We start from the raw sequence: 22,177 nt of genomic DNA, 5'->3' as shown, positions 1-22,177 counted from the left end.
GGGATCGCTATCGAGTAGCGAATATGACACCCTCGGTAGAACGGAGGGGGTGCAATGCGACAAGTCACCGATATGGTGCGCAGGAACAGCGTGACGATCACGGGCAACCGACAGGGCCCGGTGGTCGTCCTCGCGCACGGTTTCGGCTGCGACCAGCACCTGTGGCGCCTGATGATCCCGCTGCTCGAACCCGACTTCACCGTGGTGCGGTTCGACCACGTCGGCTCCGGGCGTTCCGATGCGACCGCCTGGGACTCCCAGCGCTACTCGCGGATGGAGACCTACGCCGAGGACGTCGTGGACCTGTGCCGGAGCCTGGATCTCGGGCAGGTGCTCTTCGTCGGCCACTCGGTGAGCGCATCGATCGGTGTCCTCGCGGCGGCCGCTGCCCCGGAGGTCTTCTCCGGTCTCGTGCTGCTCGCGCCGTCCCCGCGCTTCATCGACGATCCGGCCAGCGGATACCGAGGTGGGTTCAGCACCGACGACATCGACGAGCTGCTCGAATCCCTCGAGGCGAACTATCTGGGCTGGACCGAGTCGATGGCGCCGGTCATCATGGGCAATCCCGAGCGACCGGAGCTCGGCGACGAACTCGCCGAGATCTTCTGCCGCACGGATCCCGAGGTGGCGCGCGTCTTCGCCCGGGTGACCTTCCTGTCCGACAACCGCTCCGACCTGGCCGCGGTGTCGGTGCCCACGCTCGTCGCCCAGTGCGCCCACGATGCGATCGCTCCGCGCGAGGTCGGTGCCTTCGTTCACGAGCAGATCCCCGGGAGCGAACTCGTGACCCTGAACTCGACCGGCCACTGCCCGCAGCTCAGCGCACCCGAAGAGACAGCAGCCGCGATCGCGGCGTTCGCGCGCCGATCGGGGTGACGGCGACGACCGATCGAACCCTCGATCCCCGTATCCGACACGGCGATGCGCTGTACGACAACGCGCCGTGCGGATTCCTGACGACGCTCCTGGACGGCCGGATCACGGAGATCAACCGGACCTTGACGGACTGGCTCGGGTTCACGAGCGACGAACTGGTCGGCAAGCGGTACTTCTCGGACCTTCTCAGCGTGGGCGGCCGCATCTACCACGAGACCCACTACGCGCCGCTCCTCCTCATGCACGGACAGATCAACGGGATCGCCCTCGAACTCGTCCGTGCCGACCGGACCCGGCTGCCGGTCCTGGCCGCCTCGGTGGTCGAGCCGGACGCCGAGGGCAGGCCCACGCTGATCCGCACGATGCTGTTCGATGCCCGCGAGCGCCGCGCCTACGAGACGGAACTGCTCCGTGCCCGTCGCGAGGCCGAACTCGAGCGTGAGCGGCTCCGCACGATCAACGCCACACTCCAGGCGACCCTTCTTCCGCCGAGCCTGCCCGCGGTACCGGGACTCGAGGTCGACGCGTACTACCACATCGCGTCCCCCGACGAGGTCGGCGGCGACTTCTACGACCTGTTCCCCGCGCGCGCCGGCACGTGGGGGCTGTTCCTCGGCGATGTGTGTGGAAAGGGCGCTCGCGCAGCGGCGGTGACGTCGATCGTCCGCTACACGCTGCGCGCCGCGGCGGTCTACGAGACGGTCCCGTCCGCGGCGCTCAGGACGCTCAACACCACCCTGCTCGACGAACGCGACAGCGAAACGCGAGCTCCCTTCTGCACGCTCATCTTCGGCACGGTCGCGCCTGATCCGGACACCGGACGGGTCGACATCCGTCTCGCCTCGGGTGGGCATCCGCCGCCGCTCCTCGTGCGCGCGAACGGCAACGTCGACTATCTCCCCACGATCGGCGGACAGCTGATCGGAATGCTGCCCACGCCGCGGCTCGTCGAGCACACCTTCGCGCTGCGCCCCGGCGACACGCTGCTGCTGTACACCGACGGGGTGACCGAGGCTCTCGTCTCCGGTGAGACCCGTGAACGCTTCGGGGAGGACCGGCTCCTCGAGCACGTCCGCGCATCGAAACCGACGAGCGCGGCGGAAGCGGTCGGGGCCGTCCGCGAGGCGCTCGCGACGCTCGGGGCGGGCGTGCAGGACGACGTCGCCCTGCTCGCCCTGCACGCGCCCCGGTAGAACGATCACCAGCCGCGTTCGGCGAGCCGGTGGGGCTGCGGGATCTCGTCGACGTTGATACCGACCATCGCCTCGCCGAGGCCCCGCGAGACCTTCGCGAGCACGTCGGGATCGTCGTGGAAGGTGGTGGCCTTGACGATCGCGGCCGCACGCTGGGCGGGGTTGCCCGACTTGAAGATTCCGGATCCGACGAACACGCCCTCGGCCCCGAGCTGCATCATCATCGCGGCGTCGGCGGGGGTGGCGATGCCACCGGCGGTGAAGAGGGTGACGGGCAGCTTGCCGGCGCGGGCGACCTCGACGACGAGGTCGTAGGGGGCCTGCAATTCCTTGGCGGCGACGTAGAGCTCGTCCTCGGGAAGCGAGCTCAGGCGCCGGATCTCCTGGCGGATCCGGCGCATGTGGGTTGTGGCGTTCGAGACGTCGCCGGTGCCGGCCTCGCCCTTGGAGCGGATCATCGCCGCGCCCTCGTTGATACGGCGCAGTGCCTCACCGAGATTCGTTGCGCCGCACACGAACGGCACGGTGAACGCGAACTTGTCGATGTGGTTCTCGTAGTCGGCGGGGGTGAGCACCTCCGACTCGTCGATGTAGTCGACCCCGAGGGCCTGCAGGACCTGCGCTTCGACGAAGTGGCCGATGCGCGCCTTGGCCATGACGGGGATCGAGACGGCCTCGATGATGCCGTCGATCATGTCGGGATCGCTCATGCGCGACACGCCGCCCTGCGCGCGGATGTCGGCGGGCACGCGTTCGAGGGCCATGACCGCCACCGCGCCGGCGTCCTCGGCGATCTTCGCCTGTTCGGGGGTCACCACGTCCATGATCACCCCGCCCTTGAGCATCTCGGCCATGCCACGCTTGACGCGGGCGGTACCGGTGACGGGGGCGGTGTCGGGGCTGGTCACGATGGGAGTCCTCCTCGGTGGACGGATCGGCGAAAGCTGCCGGCGCACGGGCGACGGGCAGCGGAACCGAGCCTAGGGGCGCAGCCGAGCCGGTCCTATAGCCAGTTCGGAACAACTGGACTGCCGCACACCGGTCCACTCCTCGGACGGGCACTGAAGATCCTGCGCATTCCCGAAAGGAACCGTCCAGTTTCGCGAACTGGATCTCTACGTGAGAGGCTCTGCGGCCGGACCGAAAGGGTTCACAATTTCACCGGATCGCGCGGATCTCCGGCTCCAGCCGCCGCGTCGCGACCTGCCTCGCCTCATCGAGGAGCTCGGGCAGATCGTGCGGGTAGACCGGGTTCCCGGACCGCACCAGCGCCTGCAGTTCGTCGTCGTCGAACCAGCGATGGTCGAGGCGCATGCTCCGTTCGAGATCGGTGAAGCCGTCTGCAGCGGGTTCGAAGGACGGCACCCGCACCGAGAAGAACAGCTCCTCCGAGTGCAGGATCTCACCGTTGAACGGGAAGACGGCCACGCGCCGCCACATCGGCCCGCACAGGAGGTCGCGCTCGACCCGCAGACCGGTCTCCTCGGCGAGCTCCCGGAGCGCGGCCGTCGCCAGGTCCTCGCCGGGCTCGACGGCGCCACCGATCGTGAACCAGAAGTGCCGCTCGGGCACCGCGGGGTCGTGTCCGCGCAGCAGCAGGACCCGGCCGTCCTCGTCGAGCACGACGACGCGAGCCGACGTGCGTGCCCGATCCGGCACCGGGGTGGTCCGCGAAGCGGGAGCAGGGGCCGCTCCTGAGGAAGGGGACGTGCCGGGAACGGCCGGAGGCGCGGTGGCGACCGCCCCCGCCCGCTCGGCAATCTCGAAATAGGTGGGCAGCGGCGCGGTTCCCCCGAGGTGCAACCAGCGGACCGGCCGTCGGGTGCGCAACGCCAGGGTGTCGCGCACCGCGTCGTTGTGGAAACGACGGGCGATGAGCACCCGCGCCTCCGCGTCGGCGAGCTCGGCCACGAGTTGGGGGCGCAGCCGGCCGGTCTCGAGCCGTGCCAAGGAGGCCGACAACGCGTTCTCGGCCTCCTCGCGCCGGGCGCGGTCCGCACGTTCGGCAGTATCGGCGAGCAGGGCGAGTGTGCGTCCCTCCGGGACCGGGATCGACGCCACGATGCTCCGCACGACCGCCGCGCGACGCGCCAGGGCCGCATCGAGTGCCTGCCAGGACAGATCCGAGCGCACATGGAGGCGGTCGAGTCGGTTGGCGGTGGAATAGGCCCACACACCGATCGCCACGACCACGGCGGCGATCAGCGACAGGACGAGGATCGTCACCGCGCTGACGGTCACGACCGGACCTCCCGCACCGGGCCGGCACCGACGGTGACGGTCTCGTAGACCCGCAGGATCTGATCTGCGACCACCGGCCAGTCGTACGCTTCGACCACCGTGGATCCGAAGTCGACCAATGCCTGCCGGCGGTCGTCGTCGTCGAGGACCTCGAGGAGTCCACGCGCGAGCGCATCGGCATCGGCGACCGGGACGAGGACCCCGGCCTGCCCGTCGCGCAGTACCCGGCGGAAGGCGTCGAGCTGGGAGGCGACGACCGCCGTCCCCGCGGCCATGGCCTCGACGAGCACGATGCCGAAGCTCTCACCACCGAGGTTCGGCGCGCAGTACACGTCGGCGCTGCGCATCGCGGACGCCTTCTCGTCGTCGTCGACCTGCCCGAGCAGCCGCAAGTGCCGGAAGTAGCGTCCCGCTTCCTTCCGCAAGCGGTCCTCGTCACCGCGCCCGACCACGAGGATCTCGATGTCGGGATGTCGGGCGGCGAGCGCCGGCAACGCGCCGAGCAGGATCTCCATGCCCTTGCGGGGTTCGTCGTACCGGCCGAGGAAGAGCACCGTGCGGCCCGCTCGCGGGTAGCCCGGCAGCAGCGGGGCGTGCCGGAAGAACGGCACGTCCACACCGTTGGGGATCTCGACCGCATCGGCACCGAGAGAGGTGACCTGCCACCGCCGGGCCAGCTCGGACACCGCGATCCGGCCGCTGATCTTCTCGAGATAGGGCTGCAGGACACCCTGGAAGGTGCTGAGCACCAGCGATTTCGTCGTCGACGTGTGGAAGGTCGCGACGATCGGTCCTTCCGCCACCTTGAGCGCGAGCATCGACAGGCTCGGCGCGTTCGGTTCGTGGATGTGGAGGACGTCGAAATCGTTGTCGTTGATCCAGCGGCGGACCCGGGCATAGGAGACCGGACCGAAACTCAGGCGCGCGACGGACCCGTTGTACGGGATCGCGACGGCGCGACCGGCGGAGACGACGAAGTCGGGCAGGGGCGTCGTCTCCGACGCGGGTGCCAGCACACTCACCTCGTGCCCGCGGCCGATGAGGACCTCCGCGAGATCCACGACGTGTGCCTGTACTCCACCGGGAACGTCGAAGGAGTACGGGCAGACCATCCCGATCCTCACCTACGCCTCCATCCGGGCGCGGCGAGCCTCCGACAGGTCGTCGAGCCACAACGGCTGCAGCATGTGCCAGTCCTCGGGGTGGGCGGCGATGTTGGCGGCGAACCGGTCGGCGAGGGCCTGTGTGGCAGCGTCGATCCCGACACTCACGTCGAGCTCCGGATCCACGCGGAACCCCCAGCCGTCCTCGGTGAACCAGCAGTGCACCGGCAACAGTGCCGCACCGGTGTCGATGGCCAGTTTCGCCGGTCCGGCGGGCATGCGGGTGGGTTCGCCGAAGAAGGTGACCGGCACTCCCTTGCGGGCGAGGTCGCGTTCGCCGAGCAGGCACACGATCCGGTTGTCGCGCAACCGCGCGGCAAGCTCCCCGAACGGCGGCGTCTCCCCGCCGCTCGAGGGGAAGATCTCGAAACCGAGACCCTCGCGGTAGTCCACGAAACGGCGGTAGAGGGACTCCGGACGCAGGCGCTCGGCGACCGTGGTCAATCCGCCGAAGTAGCGGACGCACCACACGCCGGCGAGATCCCAGTTCCCACTGTGGGGCAGCGCCAGGATCGCGCCGTGACCGGCGGCGAGCGCCGCCTCGATGTGCTCACGGCCCTCGATGGACGAATCGATCGACTTCGCGGTCGCGTCGAGATCCATCGACGGCAGGCGGAACGCCTCGCGCCAGTAGCGCGCGTAGGACCGGACCGACCGGCGGATCAGATCGTCGGGCACCTCGTGCGGCTGCACCCCGAGCACCCGCGCGAGGTTGCGGCGCAGTTGCTGCGGTCCGCCGCCACGGCGCGCCGCATGGTCGGCGCCGGCGTCGAACAACCGTCGCGCGACGCCGTCGGGCAGTGCCCGGACCAGGCGCCAGCCACCCGCGTACGCGAGATCGGACGCCTTCTCGCCGACACTCACTGTGCTCCCCCGTCGTCCCGGGTCTCCGTCGTCCCCCCGGCCGGGGGCGTGATGGGAAGCAGTTCGCGCGCACCCGCGGAGTTGCGGACGGCGAGCACCCGCTGGAAGACGGTGATCACCGATCCGACGACGAGCAGCCACATGGCGATGTGGATCGCCCAGTCGAGTCCGAGGCCGGTGAGACCGGCGCCGACGAGCACGATCACGAGCCGGTCGGGTCGTTCGATCAGACCGCCGTCGGCGGACAGTCCACTCGCTTCGGCCCGCGCCTTCGCGTACGAGATGACCTGCGAGGTCACCAGACAGAGCAGGGTGGCGACGAACAGCGGACGGCTCTGCTCGTGGTAGACGGCCCACCACGCGAGACCGGCGAAGATCGCGCCGTCGGCGACCCGGTCGCAGGTCGCGTCGAGAACCGCGCCGAAGCGCGTTCCGCCACCGCGGGCCCGGGCCATGGCTCCGTCGAGCATGTCGAACATGACGAACAGCCAGATGACCATCGCACCCCAGAACAGGTGTCCCATGGGGAACAGGGTCACGGCGGCGGCGATCGTGGCGACGGTGCCGACGAGTGTGACGGCGTCCGGAGTCAGGCCGGTACGGATCAGCGCCTTGCCGAGCGGCGCGGTGACCGTCGACACCGACGCACGCCCGAAGAAGCTCAGCATCCCGCGACCCCTGTCTTCCTGTCCGACCGTTGTGTCCGGAATCCGATCCTGCCACGAGTAGGGCCGGAAATGCGCAGTCGGCCCGCAGCGGATCGACACGCGAACGGCACCACGGCCGTACGATGCGATCGCGACGACTCGGGGAGGGCTGTCACTCGTCCCATGCCGAGGCGAGCAGTGCACGGGTGTCGCGCAGCAACTGCACCATGACCTTCGACCCACCGAGGACGGTGATGAAGTTGGCGTCGCCGCCCCAGCGCGGCACGACGTGCAGGTGGAGATGCTCGGCCAGCGAGCCTCCCGCCGCGGCACCGAGGTTGAGGCCGACGTTGAAGCCGTGCGGACGCGAGACGCGCTTGATGACGCGGAGCGCCCGCTGCGCGAACTGCATGAGTTCGGCGCTCTCCTCGGGCGTCAGGTCCTCGAGGTTGGCCACCCGGCGATACGGTACGACCATCAGGTGCCCCGGGTTGTACGGGTACAGGTTGAGCACCGCGTACACCGTTTCGCCGCGAGCGACGACGAGACCTTCCTCGTCGGACATCTTCGGGATATCGGTAAAGGGTTCGTACGGCTCGTCGCGACCTCGCGGGGACTCGGTGATGTACGACATCCGGTGCGGCGACCACAGGCGCTGCAGGTGGTCGGACTCCCCCACACCGCGATCGACCATCGACGCGGGACTGTCGTCGGTCGCGGGGATGTCGGCCGGCCCCGGAGTGCGATCGCCCGTCACGACGGGCTGCCTTTCCCACCGGAACCGACGAGCTCGGCGGTGGGCGAGGCGTTCTCGCGGCGACGGACCCATTCGGTCACGATCCGCACGGCCTCGTCGACCGGCACGCCGTTGACCTGCGTGCCGTCGCGGAAACGGAAACTGACCGCGCCCGCCGCGACGTCGCGCTCACCGGCGAGCAGCATGAACGGCACCTTCTGCGTGGTGTGGGTGCGGATCTTCTTCTGCATACGGTCGTCGGAGACGTCGACCTCGGCCCGGATCCCCTGAGCCTTCAGCTTGCCCACGACGTCGAACAAGTGGTCCTCGAAGTCCGCGGCCACAGGAATGCCCACGACCTGGACGGGCGAGAGCCACGCCGGGAAGGCACCGGCGTAGTGCTCGGTGAGCACGCCGAAGAACCTCTCGATCGACCCGAAGAGCGCCCGGTGGATCATGACGGGCCGGTGTTTCGCCCCGTCGGTGCCGGTGTACTCGAGCTCGAATCGCTCCGGCAGATTGAAGTCGAGCTGGATCGTCGACATCTGCCAGCTGCGGCCCAGGGCGTCCTTGACCTGCACCGAGATTTTCGGACCGTAGAAGGCCGCACCGCCCGGATCCGGGACGAGGTGCAGACCCGAGGCCTCGGCGACCTCACGCAGGGTGTCGGTCGCGACGTCCCACAGCTCGTCGCTGCCGACGAACTTCTTGGGATTCTTCGTCGACAGTTCGAGGTAGTAGTCGTCGAGCCCGTAATCCTTCAGCAGGTCGAGGATGAACTTCAGGACGCTGGTGAGCTCGTCGCGCATCTGCTCCGGGGTGCAGAAGATGTGCGCGTCGTCCTGCGTCATGCCGCGCACACGGGTGAGCCCGTGGATCACACCGGACTTCTCGTAGCGGTAGACGGATCCGAACTCGAACATGCGAAGCGGCAGCTCGCGGTACGAGCGGCCTCGCGACCGGAAGATCAGGTCGTGCATCGGGCAGTTCATCGGCTTGAGGTAGTAGTCCTGACCCGGCTTGCGAACCGTGCCGTCCTCGTTGAGCTCCTCGTCGATGTGCATCGCCGGGAACATGCCGTCGCGGTACCAGTCGAGGTGACCGGAGACCTCGTAGAGGTGGCCCTTGGTGATGTGCGGCGAGTACACGAACTCGTAGCCGGCCTCGACGTGCCGCTGACGCGAGTAGTTCTCCATCTCCTGGCGGATGATGCCGCCCTTCGGATGGAAGACCGGCAGTCCCGAGCCGAGCTCGTCGGGAAACGAGAACAGGTCGAGTTCGGTGCCGAGCTTGCGGTGGTCGCGGCGCTCGGCCTCGGCGAGGAGTTCGAGGTGCGCGTCGAGCGCCTCGGTGGACTCCCAGGCCGTGCCGTAGATGCGCTGCAGGCCGGCGTTGTCCTGGTCGCCGCGCCAGTAGGCCGCGGAACTGCGCGTGAGCTTGAACGCCGGGATGAACTTGGTGGTGGGCACGTGCGGGCCGCGGCACAGATCCTTCCAGACGAGCTCACCCGTGCGGGGGTTGAGGTTGTCGTAGATGGTCAGTTCCTTGCCGCCGACCTCCATCACCTCGGGGTCCGGCTCGAAGTCACTGCTTCCTGCCTTGTCGTCGATGAGTTCGAGTTTGAACGGTTCGTCCTTCAATTCCTCGCGGGCGTCCTCGAGGCTGTCGACGACGCGACGCGAGAAGCGCTGGGCATCCTTGACGATCTTCTTCATCCGCTTCTCGAGCTTCGCGAGATCGTCGGGCGTGAAGGGACGCTCGACCTGGAAGTCGTAGTAGAAGCCGTCGCGGATGGGCGGGCCGATGCCGAGCTTCGCCTCCGGAAACTCCTGCTGCACGGCCTGTGCGAGCACGTGGGCGGCCGAGTGGCGGATGACGCTGCGACCGTCCTCGGTGTCGGCGCCGACGGCCTCGACCTCGACGTCCGATTCCGGCGTCCACGAAAGATCGTGCAGCGTGCCTTCCGAGTCGCGGACGACCACGATCGTCTCGGGCCCCTTGGTGGGCAGACCCGCGTCACGGACCGCCGCGCCCGCAGTGGTCCCCGCGGGCACCCGGACGATCGTGGCTGGTTTCGCGGATGCGGGCGTGGTCACTGTGACGGACTCCTCGGCTCGATGCCTGATACGTGGTCGTCGCCGGACGCGTGCTGCGGTCGACGATCGCGAGCACACGGCAACTTCATCATGCTATCGACATCCGCCCGGGCAGCGAACACAGGGAGCCGAGCGGAGAAACTCAGAGGTGGTTGAGACCCGTCAGCACCCGTTCGAGCAGTTCGACGTTCGGTCCCACCTTGTCGGCCGTGCGGTGCACGGTGATCTCGCCGGTCGCCGCGAGATCCCCGACGAGCACGCGCGCGACACCGAGCGGGATCTGCGCGAGGGCCGCGATCTCCATGATCGATCTCGGCTGGGCGCACAACGCCAGCACGAGGCGATGCTCGTCCATCGCCGGACCGGACTCACTGCCCATCGCGGAGGGGACGGCCGACACGAGCACTTCGAGAGGCAGCTCCACCTCGGCTCGGGTGCGTCCCCCGCTCCGCACGAACGGGCGCACGAACGACGACGTCTCTGGCTGGTTCATGTCCTCGATTCCCACACTGGTCCCGGTGCCCGCATTCCGGCCGGCCGGCTGCTCTGCACCGCCCGACAACGCTCTGTCGACCGGCTGCGCTGTGTCGACCGGCTGCGCTGTGTCGACCGGCTGCGCTGCGGGACGGTACATCTCGGCTGCCGTGACCTCGTCCACGACGGGGCCCGGCTCGCGGTGATTCCGTACCGGCACGGCGTGATCCGCCGGCCGCCGACGTCGACGGGACCGACCGGATCCGAATCTCGCTCCGGTCGCCCCCACGACCGGCCATTCGCTGTCCGCAACGCTCATCCGGACGTGCCCTCCTCGACGACCACGATCCTGCCATCACTACGCGCACTTCGGCCACAAGCACCACAGCTGTGCCCACACGACACGCGTGGTCGGGCCCGAGGGGGCCGTTGCGGTTCGAAGGAAACAAGCGCTCGCGGGCGACCACCCGACCGGGCGCCACGCACGCTCAACGATTTCATCAAGGTACGAAAAAAGGCACCCCTGCGGGGGTGCCTTTCGTCACTGCCGATCTCGGTGGTCCCGGCTGGGATCGAACCAGCGACCTCCCCGGTGTGAACGGGACGCTCTTCCACTGAGCCACGGGACCGGGCCGCTCCGCAGCGGCTCGAACGAGATGGAACACTAACACGCTCCCGCCATGAAGACGAATCGCCTGGTCCCAGCGTTTCGACGCGGATGTTCCGTGCAGCGCGTTCGGGTGGCGCCTCTCGCGCGCGTACGCGAGCGGGCAGGAAACCGTGCTCGTAGAGACGAGAAGGCGCACCCGGAGCCCCGGGACGTGGACGGCCCTCAACTCGGGAGGACCGGGGAACGCAAGTGTCGGCCGGAGCGACACGAGCGGGGGACGCGGGCTCGGCCTCCGAAGCCCTATTCGTCGCCTCCCGCAGGGGTCATCAGCCCGTCACCTTCGCGAAATCTGCCGGTTTTCTGCCGTTGACCTGCGGATTTGTGCGTTTCGTAGATGCTCGGCTACTGTTTTGAACCGCACCACGGAGAGCACGACGCCGAACGGTGCGAATGCGGATGTAGCGCAGCTGGTAGCGCATCACCTTGCCAAGGTGAGGGTCGCGGGTTCGAATCCCGTCATCCGCTCGAGAGGTTGGACTCGACCTTTTACGGTGGAGTGGCCGAGTGGTGAGGCAACGGCCTGCAAAGCCGTGCACACGGGTTCGATTCCCGTCTCCACCTCGCGCGATTAGCTCAGCGGGAGAGCGCTTCCCTGACACGGAAGAGGTCACTGGTTCAATCCCAGTATCGCGCACCAGGTTCGACCAGCACGTGGGCCGAGCCGGTTCACCGAAAGAACGTGCACATGCGGATGTAGCGCAGCTGGTAGCGCATCACCTTGCCAAGGTGAGGGTCGCGGGTTCGAATCCCGTCATCCGCTCCATTCCGGCGATCACCATGCCGGCGCGATTAGCTCAGCGGGAGAGCGCTTCCCTGACACGGAAGAGGTCACTGGTTCAATCCCAGTATCGCGCACAGAAGATGAAGGCTCCCTTCGAATTTCGAAGGGAGCCTTCATTCGTTCGTGGAGACGCATTCGTTCGTGGAGACCGCCGATCGTCCGGGCCACCCGGTGAGAATCCGGCAACGGGTGATCCGGTGCGGAGGTATTCCCCCGCACCGGACCGGCGCGTCACGCGCCGAGCGTGTTGATCCCCGCGATCATCGCCCGCAGCGACGACTCGTTGCCGGTCTCGCCCGTGCCCATCACCCAGGTCGTGCGCTCGCCGGAGCGGCACAGCAGGAAGGTCGCGGACATCTCACCGAGGTCGTGGCGGTGGAACGACAGGATCTCGATGTTCAGCCCGAGGTCGTACAGCATCGCGGTCATCGCGGCGATCGGTCCGCAGGTCGTGGCGGATGCCGTATGGATCGTGTCGCCGATCGCGATCGTCGCCTCGAAGGCGCTGCGTCCCGCACCCAGGGCCGTCGCGGTCCAGCCACCGAGGCGGACCGGGCCGTGCTGCGCACCGTAGGTGGATTCGAACTCCGTCCAACTCATGCCGGAGGCTTCCTCGCGCAATCCCCGAGGAAGGCCGCGTCCGTAGCGGGCGAAGAACGGATCGGCATCAGGGGTGCCAGAGGGGAACATCGGAGCGAAACCCGAGAAGGAGGTGAAGGCGTTCATCGTTCGTAGTGGTCTTCCACGAGAAGGAAGGACCGACGCGTAGCTCAACGACCCGCAGCGAGGGGTCGGTCCGAATCAGACCCCGCTACGGCGGTGAACTACGAGTACGCGCTTCATAGCCGCGACGGTACAACGCACCGACATTTCGTGCAAGTCGCATCCACGGGACCGTGTGACGCAACCGTGACCACGGTCGCTGGAACCTGAGGGATCCCTCATGTAGCGTGGATGTTGCCATCCCCCCGATGGTGTCGAACCCCAGCCATGACCCCCCATCCAAGGCTGGGGTTCAGCCATATCCGGACCCTTCTCCGTCTCGCGTCCGGGCTCGTGTCTCCGTCTCGCATCGACACGCGGGGCACCTGCCGTATCGTCCCGTCCGAGTGCTTCACTGGTGTGCATGTCCATGCCACCACTCGAAGAAGCAGTCTCCGTCGACGAGGCGGGCATCTGGGACGCCGAGGCAATCGCTCAGGTCGCCGCCGCGACCTTCCCGCTCGCCTGCCCTCAGGACGCCGCCGAGGACGACATCGCCGACTTCATCGAGCGCACCCTCAGCGCGGAGAAGTTCGCCGAGTACCTGTCCTCCCCCGAACGCATCGTTCTCGAGGCGCGCGCGGGTGAGGAGATCGTCGGTTATCTGATGGCAGTGGACGCCGCTCCCGAGGATCCGGCGATCGACGCGATGATCACGGCGCGGCCGGCGATCGAGATCAGCAAGCTGTACGTGATGCCGGGCCATCACGGTTCCGGAATCTCTGCGGCGCTCATGGATGCGATCGTCGCGCGGGCCCACACACTCGGGCGTGTGGGCCTGTGGCTCGGCGTCAACCAGGAGAACACCCGCGCCCGGCGCTTCTACGAGAAGCAGGGCTTCGAGGTGGTGGGCACGCGCACATTCGTCGTGGGGGCGCAGACGCACGACGATTTCGTCATGCAGCGCACCCTCCGAAGGGATGACGGCCGGTGAGCCGGTGATGGGGTGGAGGTCGACCCGGCGCGCATGAGCGCCGGGTATCCGATCAGCCCGCGGCAACCTCGAATCGGGACAGCGCCAGCAGACGGGACGTCGCGCGCAGGTACTTCTTGCGGTAGCCGCCCGCGAGCATCTCGGGCGTGAAGATCTCGTCGAGCTTGGCGCCGGAGACCGTCACGGGGATGCTCGCGTCGTACATGCGGTCGGCGAGGACCACCAGACGTAGGGCCACCGACTGGTCCTTCGCCGGGTGCACACCCTCGAGGAAGACGGCGGGGACACCCTCGACGAGCTTGCCGTAACGGGACGGGTGCAGCGTGCTCAGGTGCGCGCACAGCTCGTCGAAGTCGTCGAGCGTCGCACCCGGGATCGCGTCGGCGCGCTCGGTGAGCTCTGCCGAGTCGACCGGATCGGGTGCAGGCGGCAGGTCGCGGTGACGGTAGTCGGGGCCGTCGACGCGGATGGTCTCGAAGATCGACGCGAGCTTCTTGATCTCGCGCAGGAAGTCCTGTGCCGCGAACCGTCCCTCACCCAGCTGGCCGGGGAGCGTGTTGGAGGTCGCGACGATCGAGACGCCGCGGGCCGACAGTTCGGTCAGCAGGCGCGAGACGAGCATGGTGTCGCCCGGATCGTCGAGTTCGAACTCGTCGATGCACAGCACGCTGTGGTTCGACAGCTCCTCGACGGCCTTGTTGAACCCGAGGGCGCCGACGACGTGGGTGAGCTCGACGAACGTGCCGAAGGCCTTGGGCGCGGGTGCGCTGTGGAAGATCGAGGCGAGCAGGTGGGTCTTGCCCACGCCGAAGCCGCCGTCGAGGTAGAGGCCGGCCCCCTGCGGCTGGGAGCGGCGGCCGAACAGGCCGCGCTTGCCGCCGCGGATCTTCCCGATCTTGCCGACGAACTCCGCAGCGGTCGTCACCGCGGCCGCCTGGCTCGGCTCGTTCGGATCCGGAATGTACGACTCGAAGCTCACCTCGTCGAACATCGCGGGGGGCACCATCTGCGCCACCAACTGGTCTGCAGGCACCACCGGATTGCGGTCGACGAGACGTTCGTGCATCAGCCCAGGGTACGACCGCATCATGCTCGGATCCTCACTCGAATCCGGAATGCGACCTACTTCACACGGCGTTCACCTCGGCGTCATGCACCGGGAGGACACTTCGGATCGGCCGCTCGACCACCGGTTGCGCGCGGCCGCCGGTGAACCTGGCAGGCTGTGCGCATGCGCAGATCGGGAGTGATCGCCGCGATGTTGATCACGGTTGCCGCGGCGTCGACCGCGTGCGGAGCAGGACCGTCGATACGTCCCGACGTCGCCGTGGTGCGCGACGATCCCGGTGTTGCCGTCGACGGGACCCCGCAGGACGAGACCGAGGTACCCGAACTTCCGGTGCCGTCGGCCGAACCGGCGTGGCGGAACTGCACGGACGAGACGCTCTCCTCGTTCGACGCACCGCCGGGTGCCCAGGGCCTCGTTCTCGAGTGCGCGGAGGTCGTCGCCCCGATCGATGCGGCCGGCACCGTGACGGGCACCTTCCCGCTGGCAGTCATGCGCGCACGACTGCCCGACACCCCCACCGACGTGGCGCCGCTGGTTCTCACGACCGGCGCCGACGTCGCGTCGACGCGCGCACTGACCGCCATGGCGACCGGCGCGATGTCGGGTGCACTGGCGATGCGTCCGATCGTCGCGGTGGATCGGCGCGGGATCGGCAACTCGCTCGCGATCGACTGCATCTTTCCTGCTGATCGTCGCGGTCTCGGCGATCTCGGACAATTCGGCCGCACCGGCGATGCACCCGAACGCGTCGCCGATCTGGGTCGTCAGGCGACCGTCTCGTGCACCGACTACCTGCAGCCGCAGCAGCTGATGTTCGGCGCATCACACGCCGCCGACGACATCGAACGCCTCCGGCAGGCATGGGGCGTGGACCGGATCGGTCTTCTCGGGGTGGGGAACGGTGCGACGGTCGCGCTCGCCTACGCCGCCGCCTATCCGGGCGCGGTCGGCCGTCTCGTCCTCGACTCCCCCGCCGCGGCCACCGCCGACGCCGAACTCATGGCCGAGTCGCAGGCCCGCGGCGCGGAGGCCGCCGTCGATGCCTTCGCCCGGCAGTGCACCGCCCTCGACTGCGCCCTGGGCGACGATCCGCGCGCGGCGATCGAGGATCTGCACGAGCAGGCCACCGAGGGTGAACTCGCGCCGGTCTCGGCCAATTCCTTCCTCACGGCGCTGACGGGTGTCCTCGGCACGCCGCGCGCCGATCTGCAGGCCCGCGTCCGTGAGGTGGCGGACGTCCTCGCAGCCGCGCGGGACGGCGATGTCATGCCGCTCATCGAACTGGTCGGTGTGGCCGAGGAGAGGCTCTCGACGGACGGTCAGTTCGTCGCCCGGTGCAGCGACGGACAGCGCTGGCCGACCCCGACCCACGCGGGCGATCTCGCCCGGAGTTGGTCCACCCTCTATCCGCTGTACGGCGCGGATCTGGCGACGGGCCTGACGGCATGTGCGGCGTGGCCGAGCCTGCCTCCCCCGCCGCTGCCGGCGGCGCTCGACGTGCCCGTGCTCGTCTCCTCGGGGGCCGCGGACCCGGTCGTGGGCAATGCCGGCGTGGAGTCGGTGACCGGTGTGCTCACCGCAGGGGGTATCGCCTGGGCGTCACTGTCGTGGCAGGGTGCCGGTTACTCGGCGGTCCTGCACTCGGGATGCGTGCAGGCCCGGGTGGATGCCTATCTGTCCAGCGGGGAACTTCCACCCAACGGGAGCCTGTGCCCCGCGTGACGTTCCCCGGTCGGGGGCAGGGCGTGTGCACGGGTCCGCAGGCCCGCGGTGTACCGTGCCGTAGTGTTCCTCAGAAGTCTCGAACCCCGGACCGCACGCACGACCGCCGAGGTGGTCAAGGCTGTGGTGTGGCCCCTTGCCGTACTGACGGTTCTGCACCGGGTCGTGATCAAAGCGGTCAACGGGTTCCGGACGGACGACTTCACCCCGGTCTACAACGCCGCGCTGGCCTTCCTCAACCGCCGGCCGGTGTACACCGCCGAGTTCCAGTGGGTCGATCCCCACTACCTCTATCCGCCTTCCGGCACGTTGTTGATCGCCCCGATCGCGGTGATCGACCCCGAGCGGTCGCGGTGGTTGTTCATCCTCGCCAATGCGATCGCGATCCTCGTCGCGCTCTACCTGTTGCTGCGCATGTTCGGTCTGCGACTCGATTCGCCGATCGCGCCGGTGCTGGTCTTCGCCGCGTTCGCGTCCGAGACGGTGACGAACACGCTCGTCTTCACGAACATCAACGGTCTCGTCCTGCTCGGCGAGATCGCGTTCCTGACGCTGCTGCTCAAACGACGTGATCTGTGGGCGGGGGCTGCGCTCGGCCTGACCTTCGCCGTCAAACCGATCCTCGCTCCCCTGCTGTTGCTCCCGCTCGTGCGCAGACAGTGGAAGGTCTTCATCACCGCCGCGGGCGTCCCGATCGCGCTGACGATCATCGCGTGGCCCCTGTCGGTCGACGCGTGGCAGTTCGTCGAGCACACCGTGCCGTACCTGCTCGAGTCCCGCGACTACTTCAACAGCGCGATCGTCGGCAACGGCATGTACTACGGGCTCCCGGCCTGGCTGATCTTCGGTCTGCGGGCGGTGCTCGCGGTGATGGTCGCGGTGTCGGTGTGGTTGCTCTACCGCTACTGCCGCCACGACGAGGTGTTCTTCGTGTGCACCGCCGGCGGTGTGTTGCTCGCGGCTTCGTTCCTGCTCGGATCGCTCGGCCAGATGTACTACTCGATGATGCTGTTCCCTCTGCTGATGACGGTGCTGCTGCCGAACTCCGTGATGCGGAACTGGCCCGCCTGGCTCGCCGTCTACGGCTTCCTGAGCTACGACTCGTGGCTGTCGAACCGGTGGGTGGAGGCCGGGCGCGCGGCGGAGTACATGAAGACAACCTTCGGCTGGTCGCTGCTGCTCATCGTCGTCTTCGCCGTCCTGCTCGACCGTTACCTCGTCGCGAAGCGCGAAGGGCGCCTGGCAGACGGCATCGAGCCGTCGCACCTGCTCGAGGAGAAGCAGCCCGCACGGACGTGATCGTCCGTGCCGGTGCAGACGTGACGCGCGCGCCGAGCGCGGTTAGCGTGGAGATCATGACGTCTGCTCCTCGATCCGAACCCGCACCCAAGGTCGTCCACACCGACGAGGAATGGCGCGCGAAGCTCACTCCCGCCGAATTCGCCGTGTTGCGTCAGGCCGGCACCGAGCGTCCCTTCGTCGGCGAGTACACCGACACCGAGACCGAGGGCATCTACGAATGCCGCGCGTGCGGTGCCGAACTGTTCCGCAGCACCGAGAAGTTCCACTCCCACTGCGGGTGGCCGTCGTTCTTCGACCCCGCCGACTCCGACGCCGTGATCCTGCGCGAGGACAACTCGCTGGGCATGCGGCGCATCGAGGTGGTGTGCGCGACGTGCCACAGCCATCTCGGGCACGTCTTCGAGGGCGAGGGTTACCCGACGCCCACCGACAAGCGGTACTGCATCAACTCGATCTCCCTGCGCCTGGTTCGGTCGGAGTGATCCCGGCCGCGGCCAGCGCGGTCCACAGTGCGTCGTGCCGCTCGGTGGTCGGTGTCGGTTCGACGAGTTCGAACGCGCATCCGATCGACCGGGCGGCACCGTCCGCCTTCTCGCTGTCGCCGATCATCAGCGTCCGTCGCGGGTCGACACCGAGTCTGTCGACGGCGTGGCGGAAGATCTCCGGTTCGGGCTTGACGGCGCCCACCTCGAAGGACAGCGCGAACACCGACACGAGGTCGTCGATACCGAGCCGCGCGAAGGCCGGCCGCAGGTCGAAGGCGATGTTGCTCACCACGCCGACGGCGATCCCGTCTCCAGCGAGCGCCTCGATGACGGGGACGGTGTCGGGATAGACGGTCCAGCAGTCGGGGTCGGTCACCTTCTCGTAGAGCGCCTGTGCCTGTTCGGGATCGGCCACGCCCGATCTGCGCAGCACCGTCAGGTAGGCCTCGCGGTGCCAGCGCGGTTCGCGGTCACGGTTGGTCCACGCGTGGTGCTCGTCGGCGTCCATCTCGACGGGCTGCCCGACGGGTTGCGTCAGCCGCCGCATGAGTTCGGCCTGCCGGTGCACGTCGAAGGGTCTGCCCTCGTGGTCGGTGACGTCCGCGAGCCAGCTCTCGTCCTCCTCGAGCCGGAACAGGGTGCCGGAGAAGTCGAACAGGACGGCATCGAAGGGGGTCTCGGCCATGTCCCGAGGCTAACGGCTGAGCGACAGTGGCAGGTCGGCTCGGCTAGATCTCCTCGAGCAGTCGCATCGCCGCCATCGCGGCGGGCCGGCCGCTCGCAGGGAATGTCCCGATGCGGACCGAGTCATGTGCCGCGAGGCTACCGACCGAGGGGCCGGTTTGCCACAATGTCTCGCATGGCTGAGACGGGTACGAGAATCCGGCGACACACGAAGCTGTCCGTCGTCGGCGCCGGGAGCGTCGGTACCGCGGTGGCGTATGCATGTCTACTCAGGGGTTCGGCAGACGCGATCGCGCTGTTCGACACGAACTCCGCGAAGGTGCGCGCGGAGGTCCTGGACCTGAACCACGGCACGCAGTTCGCGCCGTCGTGCCGGATCGAGGGCAGTGACGACATCGCGGTCACCGCCGGTTCCGATCTGATCGTCGTGACCGCGGGGGCCAAGCAGCATCCCGGCCAGTCGCGTCTGGATCTCGCGGCGGCGAACGTCGCCCTGACACGGGACCTGACTCCCGGCCTGCTGTCCGTCTCCCCCGATGCAGTGATCGTCTTCGTCAGTAATCCGGTCGACATCGTCACCCGCGCCGCGATCGCGGCGACCGGCGTCTCGGACGGCCGGATCTTCGGGTCGGGCACGGTGCTCGATTCCGGCCGGCTGCGGTATCTGCTCGCCCACCGCGCCGACGTCGCGGTCGAGAACGTTCACGCGTTCGTCGTGGGGGAACACGGCGACTCGGAGGTCGCCCTGTGGTCGAGTGCGACGATCGGCGGCGTGCCGGTGGAGTCCTTCGCCGTCGACGGACGACCCGTCTTCGGACCGGACACCCGCGCCGAACTCTTCGAGGAGGTCGTGCGCAGCGCCTACGAGATCATCCGCGGCAAGGGCGCCACGAATCTCGCGATCGGACTGTCGAGTGCCCGCATCGTGGAGGCCGTGCTGCGGAACCAGCGCCGGGTGCTCGCGGTGTCGACGCTGCAAACCGGGCGGCACGGCCTGCAGGACGTCTGCCTCTCGCTTCCCACCGTCGTCGACGCGCGCGGCGCGCACACCGTGCTCGAGGTGCCGTTGTCGCCGGAGGAGGAAGCGGGTCTGGCCACCTCGGCGGCCACCCTGCGCGACGTCCAGTCGTCCCTCGGACTGTGACCGCTCAGCGCTGCCGGACGACCGGCGGATCGTAGGCCCGGATGGGCGGCAACTCGCCGTCGAACCGCTCGACATCGACGAGCACGTGCTGCCCCGTGCATCCGTGCGACAGCGACGACGTGCCGACGTCGGGGGTGAGCACGTTCGCGTTCCCGTGCACGCACATCGATCCGGGATCGGACGGATCCAGCGGGTCGTACCAGGCTCCCGTCGCGAGCTGGACGACGTTCGGCAGCAGACCGTCGTCGAGGACCACCCCGGCGAGGCACGAACCACGATCGTTGAAGACGCGGACGATGTCGCCGGCTTCCAGACCTCGCGCGGCAGCGTCGTCGGGACGCATCCGGATCGGTTCACGGCCACGGATCTTCGACGCCTGGCTCACCGAGCCGTGATCGAGCTGCCCGTGCAGGCGCGTGGCCGGCTGATTGGCGATCAGGTGCAGTGGGAACCGTTCGACCCGCGGGGAGCCGAGCCATTCGTCGGGTTCGTACCAGGTGGGGTGCCCGGCGCAGTCGTCGTAGCCGAACGAGTCGATATCGGCGGAGAAGATCTCGAGCAGCCCGCTGGGAGTCCGCAACGGGTTCGCCGCGGGATCGGACCGGAAGTCCTCGAAGAGGGTCAGATCGTCCTCGGTCCGCATCCGGACCGGTCCGCCGTACCAGAAGTCGTCGAAGGGCGGCGGGTCCTCGATGCGCCGGTCGTCGGCGAGGACGAAACCGCGCCACTGCTCGTAGAGGTGTTCGAGCCACTCCCGGGAGGTCCGGCCCTCGGTGAACTGCTCGCCGAAGCCGAGGCGGTGGGCGAGAGCAGTGCAGGTGTCGTAGTCGTCGCGGGCGTCGGCGAAGCGTGGGACGGCAGCCTGCATCGCGACGAGCAGCGGATCGTTGCGCGTGCACGTCAGGTCGTCGCGCTCGAGCGCCGTGGTCGACGGCACGACGATGTCGGCGTGCTTGGCCATCGGCGTCCAGTACGGGTCGTGGACGACGATCGTGTCGGGCCGTTGCAGGGCGCGGCGGAGCCGGCCGATGTCCTGGTGGTGGTGGAAGGGATTGCCACCCGCCCAGTACACGAGCCGGATGTCCGGGAAGGTCAGGCGACGGCCGTCGTAGTCGAACTGCTCCCCCGGGCGCAACAGCAGGTCGGAGATCGCGGCGACGGGGATGAAGTCCTCGACGTCGTTGTTGCCCTGGAACAGGGTGGGCAGCGGATACGGGACGGGCGCGAGACCGGGTTCGTTCATCGAACCGTAGCCGTGGCCGAAACCGCCCCCGGGAACGCCGAGTTGGCCGAGCATCGCGGCGAGGGTCACGCCCGCCCAGGGCGCCTGCTCGCCGTGCCGCACGCGTTGCAGCGACCATGTGACCGACACCAGGGTGCGGCCACGGGCCATGCGTCGCGCGAGGTCGACGAGGGTTCCGGCCGGGATGCCCGACAGTCCGGCGGCCCACTCGGGGGTCTTCGGGACGCCGTCGGTGCGGCCGAGCAGGTACTCCTCGAAGCGGTCGTAACCGGTGCAGTAGCGGTCGAGGAACTCACGGTCGGCCAGACCCTCGGTGGCCAGGACATGACCGAGGGCGAGCATGATCGCGACGTCGGTGCCCGGCCGGGGCGCGAGCCACTCGTGCTCACCGTGCACGTCGCTGCGGATCGGGCTGAACGAGACGATCCGTCCGCCGCGGGCCCGCATCCGGTCGAGGGCGTCGCGGGTGGGGTGATCGCTCGTGCCGCCGTCGTTGACGGCGGTGTTCTTGAGCGGGATCCCGCCGAAGCACACCATCAGATCGGTCTCGCGGGCGATGACCTCCCAGGAGGTCGAGCGCGCGAACAGTTTCCAGTGGGTGCCCACCACATGCGGCATGATCACGCCGGTCGCGCCGAGCGAGTAGGAGTGCACCGAGCGGGTGTAGCCGCCGAACATCTTCAGGAAGCGGTGCACCTGGCTCTGGGCGTGGTGGAACCGGCCGGGTGCGGACCAGCCGTAGGAGCCACCGAAGATCGCCCGGTTGCCGTGCCGGTCCTTTACGCGCTGCAGTTCGCCCGCGAGGATCTCGGTGAGTTCGTCCCACGAGACCGCGACGTACTCGTCGTCGCCGCGTCGTGTGCTCGGTCCCGGTCCGTTCTCGAGCCAGCCGCGACGGACGGCCGGACCGGCGATGCGAGCACGGTGCCGCACCGATCCGGGGATGTTCCCCAGGATCGGTGAGGGGTCGCGGTCCCCGGCGTAGGGCCGCACGGCGACGACCTCGCCGTCGCGTGCCTGCGCCGAGAACATCCCCCAGTGCGCCATCTGGGAGAACAGACGACCTTCTCCCTCGGGTGGCACCGCGCTCG

19 protein-coding genes and 6 tRNA genes are annotated in these 22,177 nt (G+C 68.5%); 12 read left to right on the top strand and 13 right to left on the bottom strand.

Features of this window, described 5'->3' with window-relative positions; genetic code table 11:
* Positions 1–54: 54 nt before the first annotated feature.
* Together BO226_RS06740 and BO226_RS06735 are read left to right on the top strand one after the other, a co-directional pair.
* Positions 55–876 carry an alpha/beta fold hydrolase gene (locus BO226_RS06740; RefSeq protein WP_071934856.1) on the top strand — a complete coding sequence of 274 codons (822 nt, stop codon included), beginning with the start codon at positions 55–57 and terminating at the stop codon, positions 874–876.
* The gene (locus BO226_RS06735; protein ID WP_071934855.1) at positions 873–2,069 is read left to right on the top strand and encodes a SpoIIE family protein phosphatase; all 1,197 of its coding nucleotides are present in this window, start codon (positions 873–875) and stop codon (positions 2,067–2,069) included. The genes BO226_RS06740 and BO226_RS06735 overlap by 4 nt, the downstream gene beginning before the upstream one ends.
* A 5-nt stretch (positions 2,070–2,074) precedes the next feature.
* Here BO226_RS06735 and pdxS read toward each other — a convergent pair whose 3' ends face one another.
* From pdxS to BO226_RS06690, 9 genes are all read right to left on the bottom strand, one after another.
* Complete coding sequence (gene pdxS, locus BO226_RS06730) at positions 2,075–2,977, bottom strand: pyridoxal 5'-phosphate synthase lyase subunit PdxS (RefSeq protein WP_006551383.1); 903 nt, start codon at positions 2,975–2,977, stop codon at positions 2,075–2,077.
* 250 nt (positions 2,978–3,227) lie between these two features.
* Entirely contained in the window at positions 3,228–4,310 is a 1,083-nt protein-coding gene (locus BO226_RS06725) for an NUDIX hydrolase (RefSeq protein ID WP_071934854.1), read from the bottom strand.
* Positions 4,307–5,434: a glycosyltransferase family 4 protein gene (locus tag BO226_RS06720; protein ID WP_071934853.1), complete on the bottom strand. Its 1,128-nt coding sequence runs from the start codon at positions 5,432–5,434 to the stop codon at positions 4,307–4,309. The genes BO226_RS06725 and BO226_RS06720 overlap by 4 nt, the downstream gene beginning before the upstream one ends.
* A complete protein-coding gene (locus BO226_RS06715; protein WP_071934852.1) occupies positions 5,435–6,337 on the bottom strand; it encodes a phosphatidylinositol mannoside acyltransferase in 903 nt (300 codons plus the stop codon).
* Complete coding sequence (gene pgsA / locus BO226_RS06710) at positions 6,334–7,005, bottom strand: phosphatidylinositol phosphate synthase (RefSeq protein ID WP_071934851.1); 672 nt, start codon at positions 7,003–7,005, stop codon at positions 6,334–6,336. Before pgsA ends, BO226_RS06715 begins: the two co-directional genes overlap by 4 nt.
* A 151-nt stretch (positions 7,006–7,156) precedes the next feature.
* Positions 7,157–7,678 carry an HIT family protein gene (locus BO226_RS06705; RefSeq protein WP_051121556.1) on the bottom strand — a complete coding sequence of 174 codons (522 nt, stop codon included), beginning with the start codon at positions 7,676–7,678 and terminating at the stop codon, positions 7,157–7,159.
* A 59-nt stretch (positions 7,679–7,737) separates the two neighbouring features.
* A complete protein-coding gene (gene thrS / locus BO226_RS06700; RefSeq protein WP_071934850.1) occupies positions 7,738–9,816 on the bottom strand; it encodes a threonine--tRNA ligase in 2,079 nt (692 codons plus the stop codon).
* Positions 9,817–9,958: 142 nt separating this feature from the next.
* Positions 9,959–10,609 carry a DUF742 domain-containing protein gene (locus BO226_RS06695; protein ID WP_071934849.1) on the bottom strand — a complete coding sequence of 217 codons (651 nt, stop codon included), beginning with the start codon at positions 10,607–10,609 and terminating at the stop codon, positions 9,959–9,961.
* Between the two features lie 238 nt (positions 10,610–10,847).
* Positions 10,848–10,919: transfer RNA gene (locus BO226_RS06690), tRNA-Val, on the bottom strand.
* A gap of 433 nt (positions 10,920–11,352) precedes the next feature.
* Here BO226_RS06690 and BO226_RS06685 point away from each other — a divergent pair.
* The 5 genes from BO226_RS06685 to BO226_RS06665 all read left to right on the top strand — a co-directional run bounded on the left by BO226_RS06685 (position 11,353) and on the right by BO226_RS06665 (position 11,815).
* Positions 11,353–11,425, top strand: a tRNA-Gly gene (locus BO226_RS06685).
* 25 nt (positions 11,426–11,450) lie between these two features.
* A tRNA-Cys gene (locus BO226_RS06680) sits at positions 11,451–11,521 on the top strand.
* A gap of 1 nt (position 11,522) precedes the next feature.
* Positions 11,523–11,597 (top strand) — tRNA-Val (locus BO226_RS06675).
* Between the two features lie 50 nt (positions 11,598–11,647).
* Positions 11,648–11,723: transfer RNA gene (locus tag BO226_RS06670), tRNA-Gly, on the top strand.
* 20 nt (positions 11,724–11,743) lie between these two features.
* Positions 11,744–11,815 (top strand) — tRNA-Val (locus BO226_RS06665).
* Positions 11,816–11,972: 157 nt separating this feature from the next.
* Here BO226_RS06665 and BO226_RS06660 read toward each other — a convergent pair.
* A complete protein-coding gene (locus BO226_RS06660) occupies positions 11,973–12,467 on the bottom strand; it encodes a 2-isopropylmalate synthase (protein WP_006551375.1) in 495 nt (164 codons plus the stop codon).
* 400 nt (positions 12,468–12,867) lie between these two features.
* Here BO226_RS06660 and BO226_RS06655 point away from each other — a divergent pair, with 400 nt between their 5' ends.
* Complete coding sequence (locus BO226_RS06655; protein ID WP_071934848.1) at positions 12,868–13,437, top strand: GNAT family N-acetyltransferase; 570 nt, start codon at positions 12,868–12,870, stop codon at positions 13,435–13,437.
* A gap of 52 nt (positions 13,438–13,489) precedes the next feature.
* Here the strand turns inward: BO226_RS06655 and zapE are convergent, their stop codons facing one another.
* Positions 13,490–14,503 (bottom strand): cell division protein ZapE, encoded by a 1,014-nt coding sequence (zapE, locus tag BO226_RS06650; protein WP_006551373.1) that lies wholly within the window; start codon positions 14,501–14,503, stop codon positions 13,490–13,492.
* Positions 14,504–14,668: 165 nt separating this feature from the next.
* Here zapE and BO226_RS06645 point away from each other — a divergent pair, with 165 nt between their 5' ends.
* From BO226_RS06645 to msrB, 3 genes are all read left to right on the top strand, one after another.
* Positions 14,669–16,228, top strand: a complete 1,560-nt coding sequence (locus BO226_RS06645) for an alpha/beta fold hydrolase (protein ID WP_064852125.1) — start codon at positions 14,669–14,671, stop codon at positions 16,226–16,228.
* 63 nt (positions 16,229–16,291) lie between these two features.
* Entirely contained in the window at positions 16,292–17,527 is a 1,236-nt protein-coding gene (locus tag BO226_RS06640; RefSeq protein WP_232238066.1) for a glycosyltransferase family 87 protein, read from the top strand.
* 56 nt (positions 17,528–17,583) lie between these two features.
* Entirely contained in the window at positions 17,584–18,012 is a 429-nt protein-coding gene (gene msrB, locus BO226_RS06635) for a peptide-methionine (R)-S-oxide reductase MsrB (protein ID WP_033096717.1), read from the top strand.
* On the opposite strand, the gene BO226_RS06630 is transcribed toward msrB, so the two are convergent.
* Positions 17,975–18,700: an HAD family hydrolase gene (locus BO226_RS06630; protein WP_019289229.1), complete on the bottom strand. Its 726-nt coding sequence runs from the start codon at positions 18,698–18,700 to the stop codon at positions 17,975–17,977. The two genes, msrB and BO226_RS06630, sit on opposite strands and share 38 nt — an antisense overlap.
* Before the next feature lie 174 nt (positions 18,701–18,874).
* On the opposite strand from BO226_RS06630, the gene BO226_RS06625 reads away from it, so the two are divergent.
* Entirely contained in the window at positions 18,875–19,843 is a 969-nt protein-coding gene (locus BO226_RS06625; RefSeq protein WP_041803314.1) for an L-lactate dehydrogenase, read from the top strand.
* Between the two features lie 4 nt (positions 19,844–19,847).
* Here BO226_RS06625 and BO226_RS06620 read toward each other — a convergent pair whose 3' ends face one another.
* Positions 19,848–22,133 (bottom strand): molybdopterin-dependent oxidoreductase, encoded by a 2,286-nt coding sequence (locus tag BO226_RS06620; RefSeq protein ID WP_071936374.1) that lies wholly within the window; start codon positions 22,131–22,133, stop codon positions 19,848–19,850.
* Between the last annotated feature and the right edge of the window lie 44 nt (positions 22,134–22,177).

Source organism: Rhodococcus sp. 2G, assembly GCF_001886355.1.
GTDB lineage: Bacteria > Actinomycetota > Actinomycetes > Mycobacteriales > Mycobacteriaceae > Rhodococcus > Rhodococcus pyridinivorans.
This window is presented reverse-complemented; position numbering and strand designations above follow the sequence as displayed.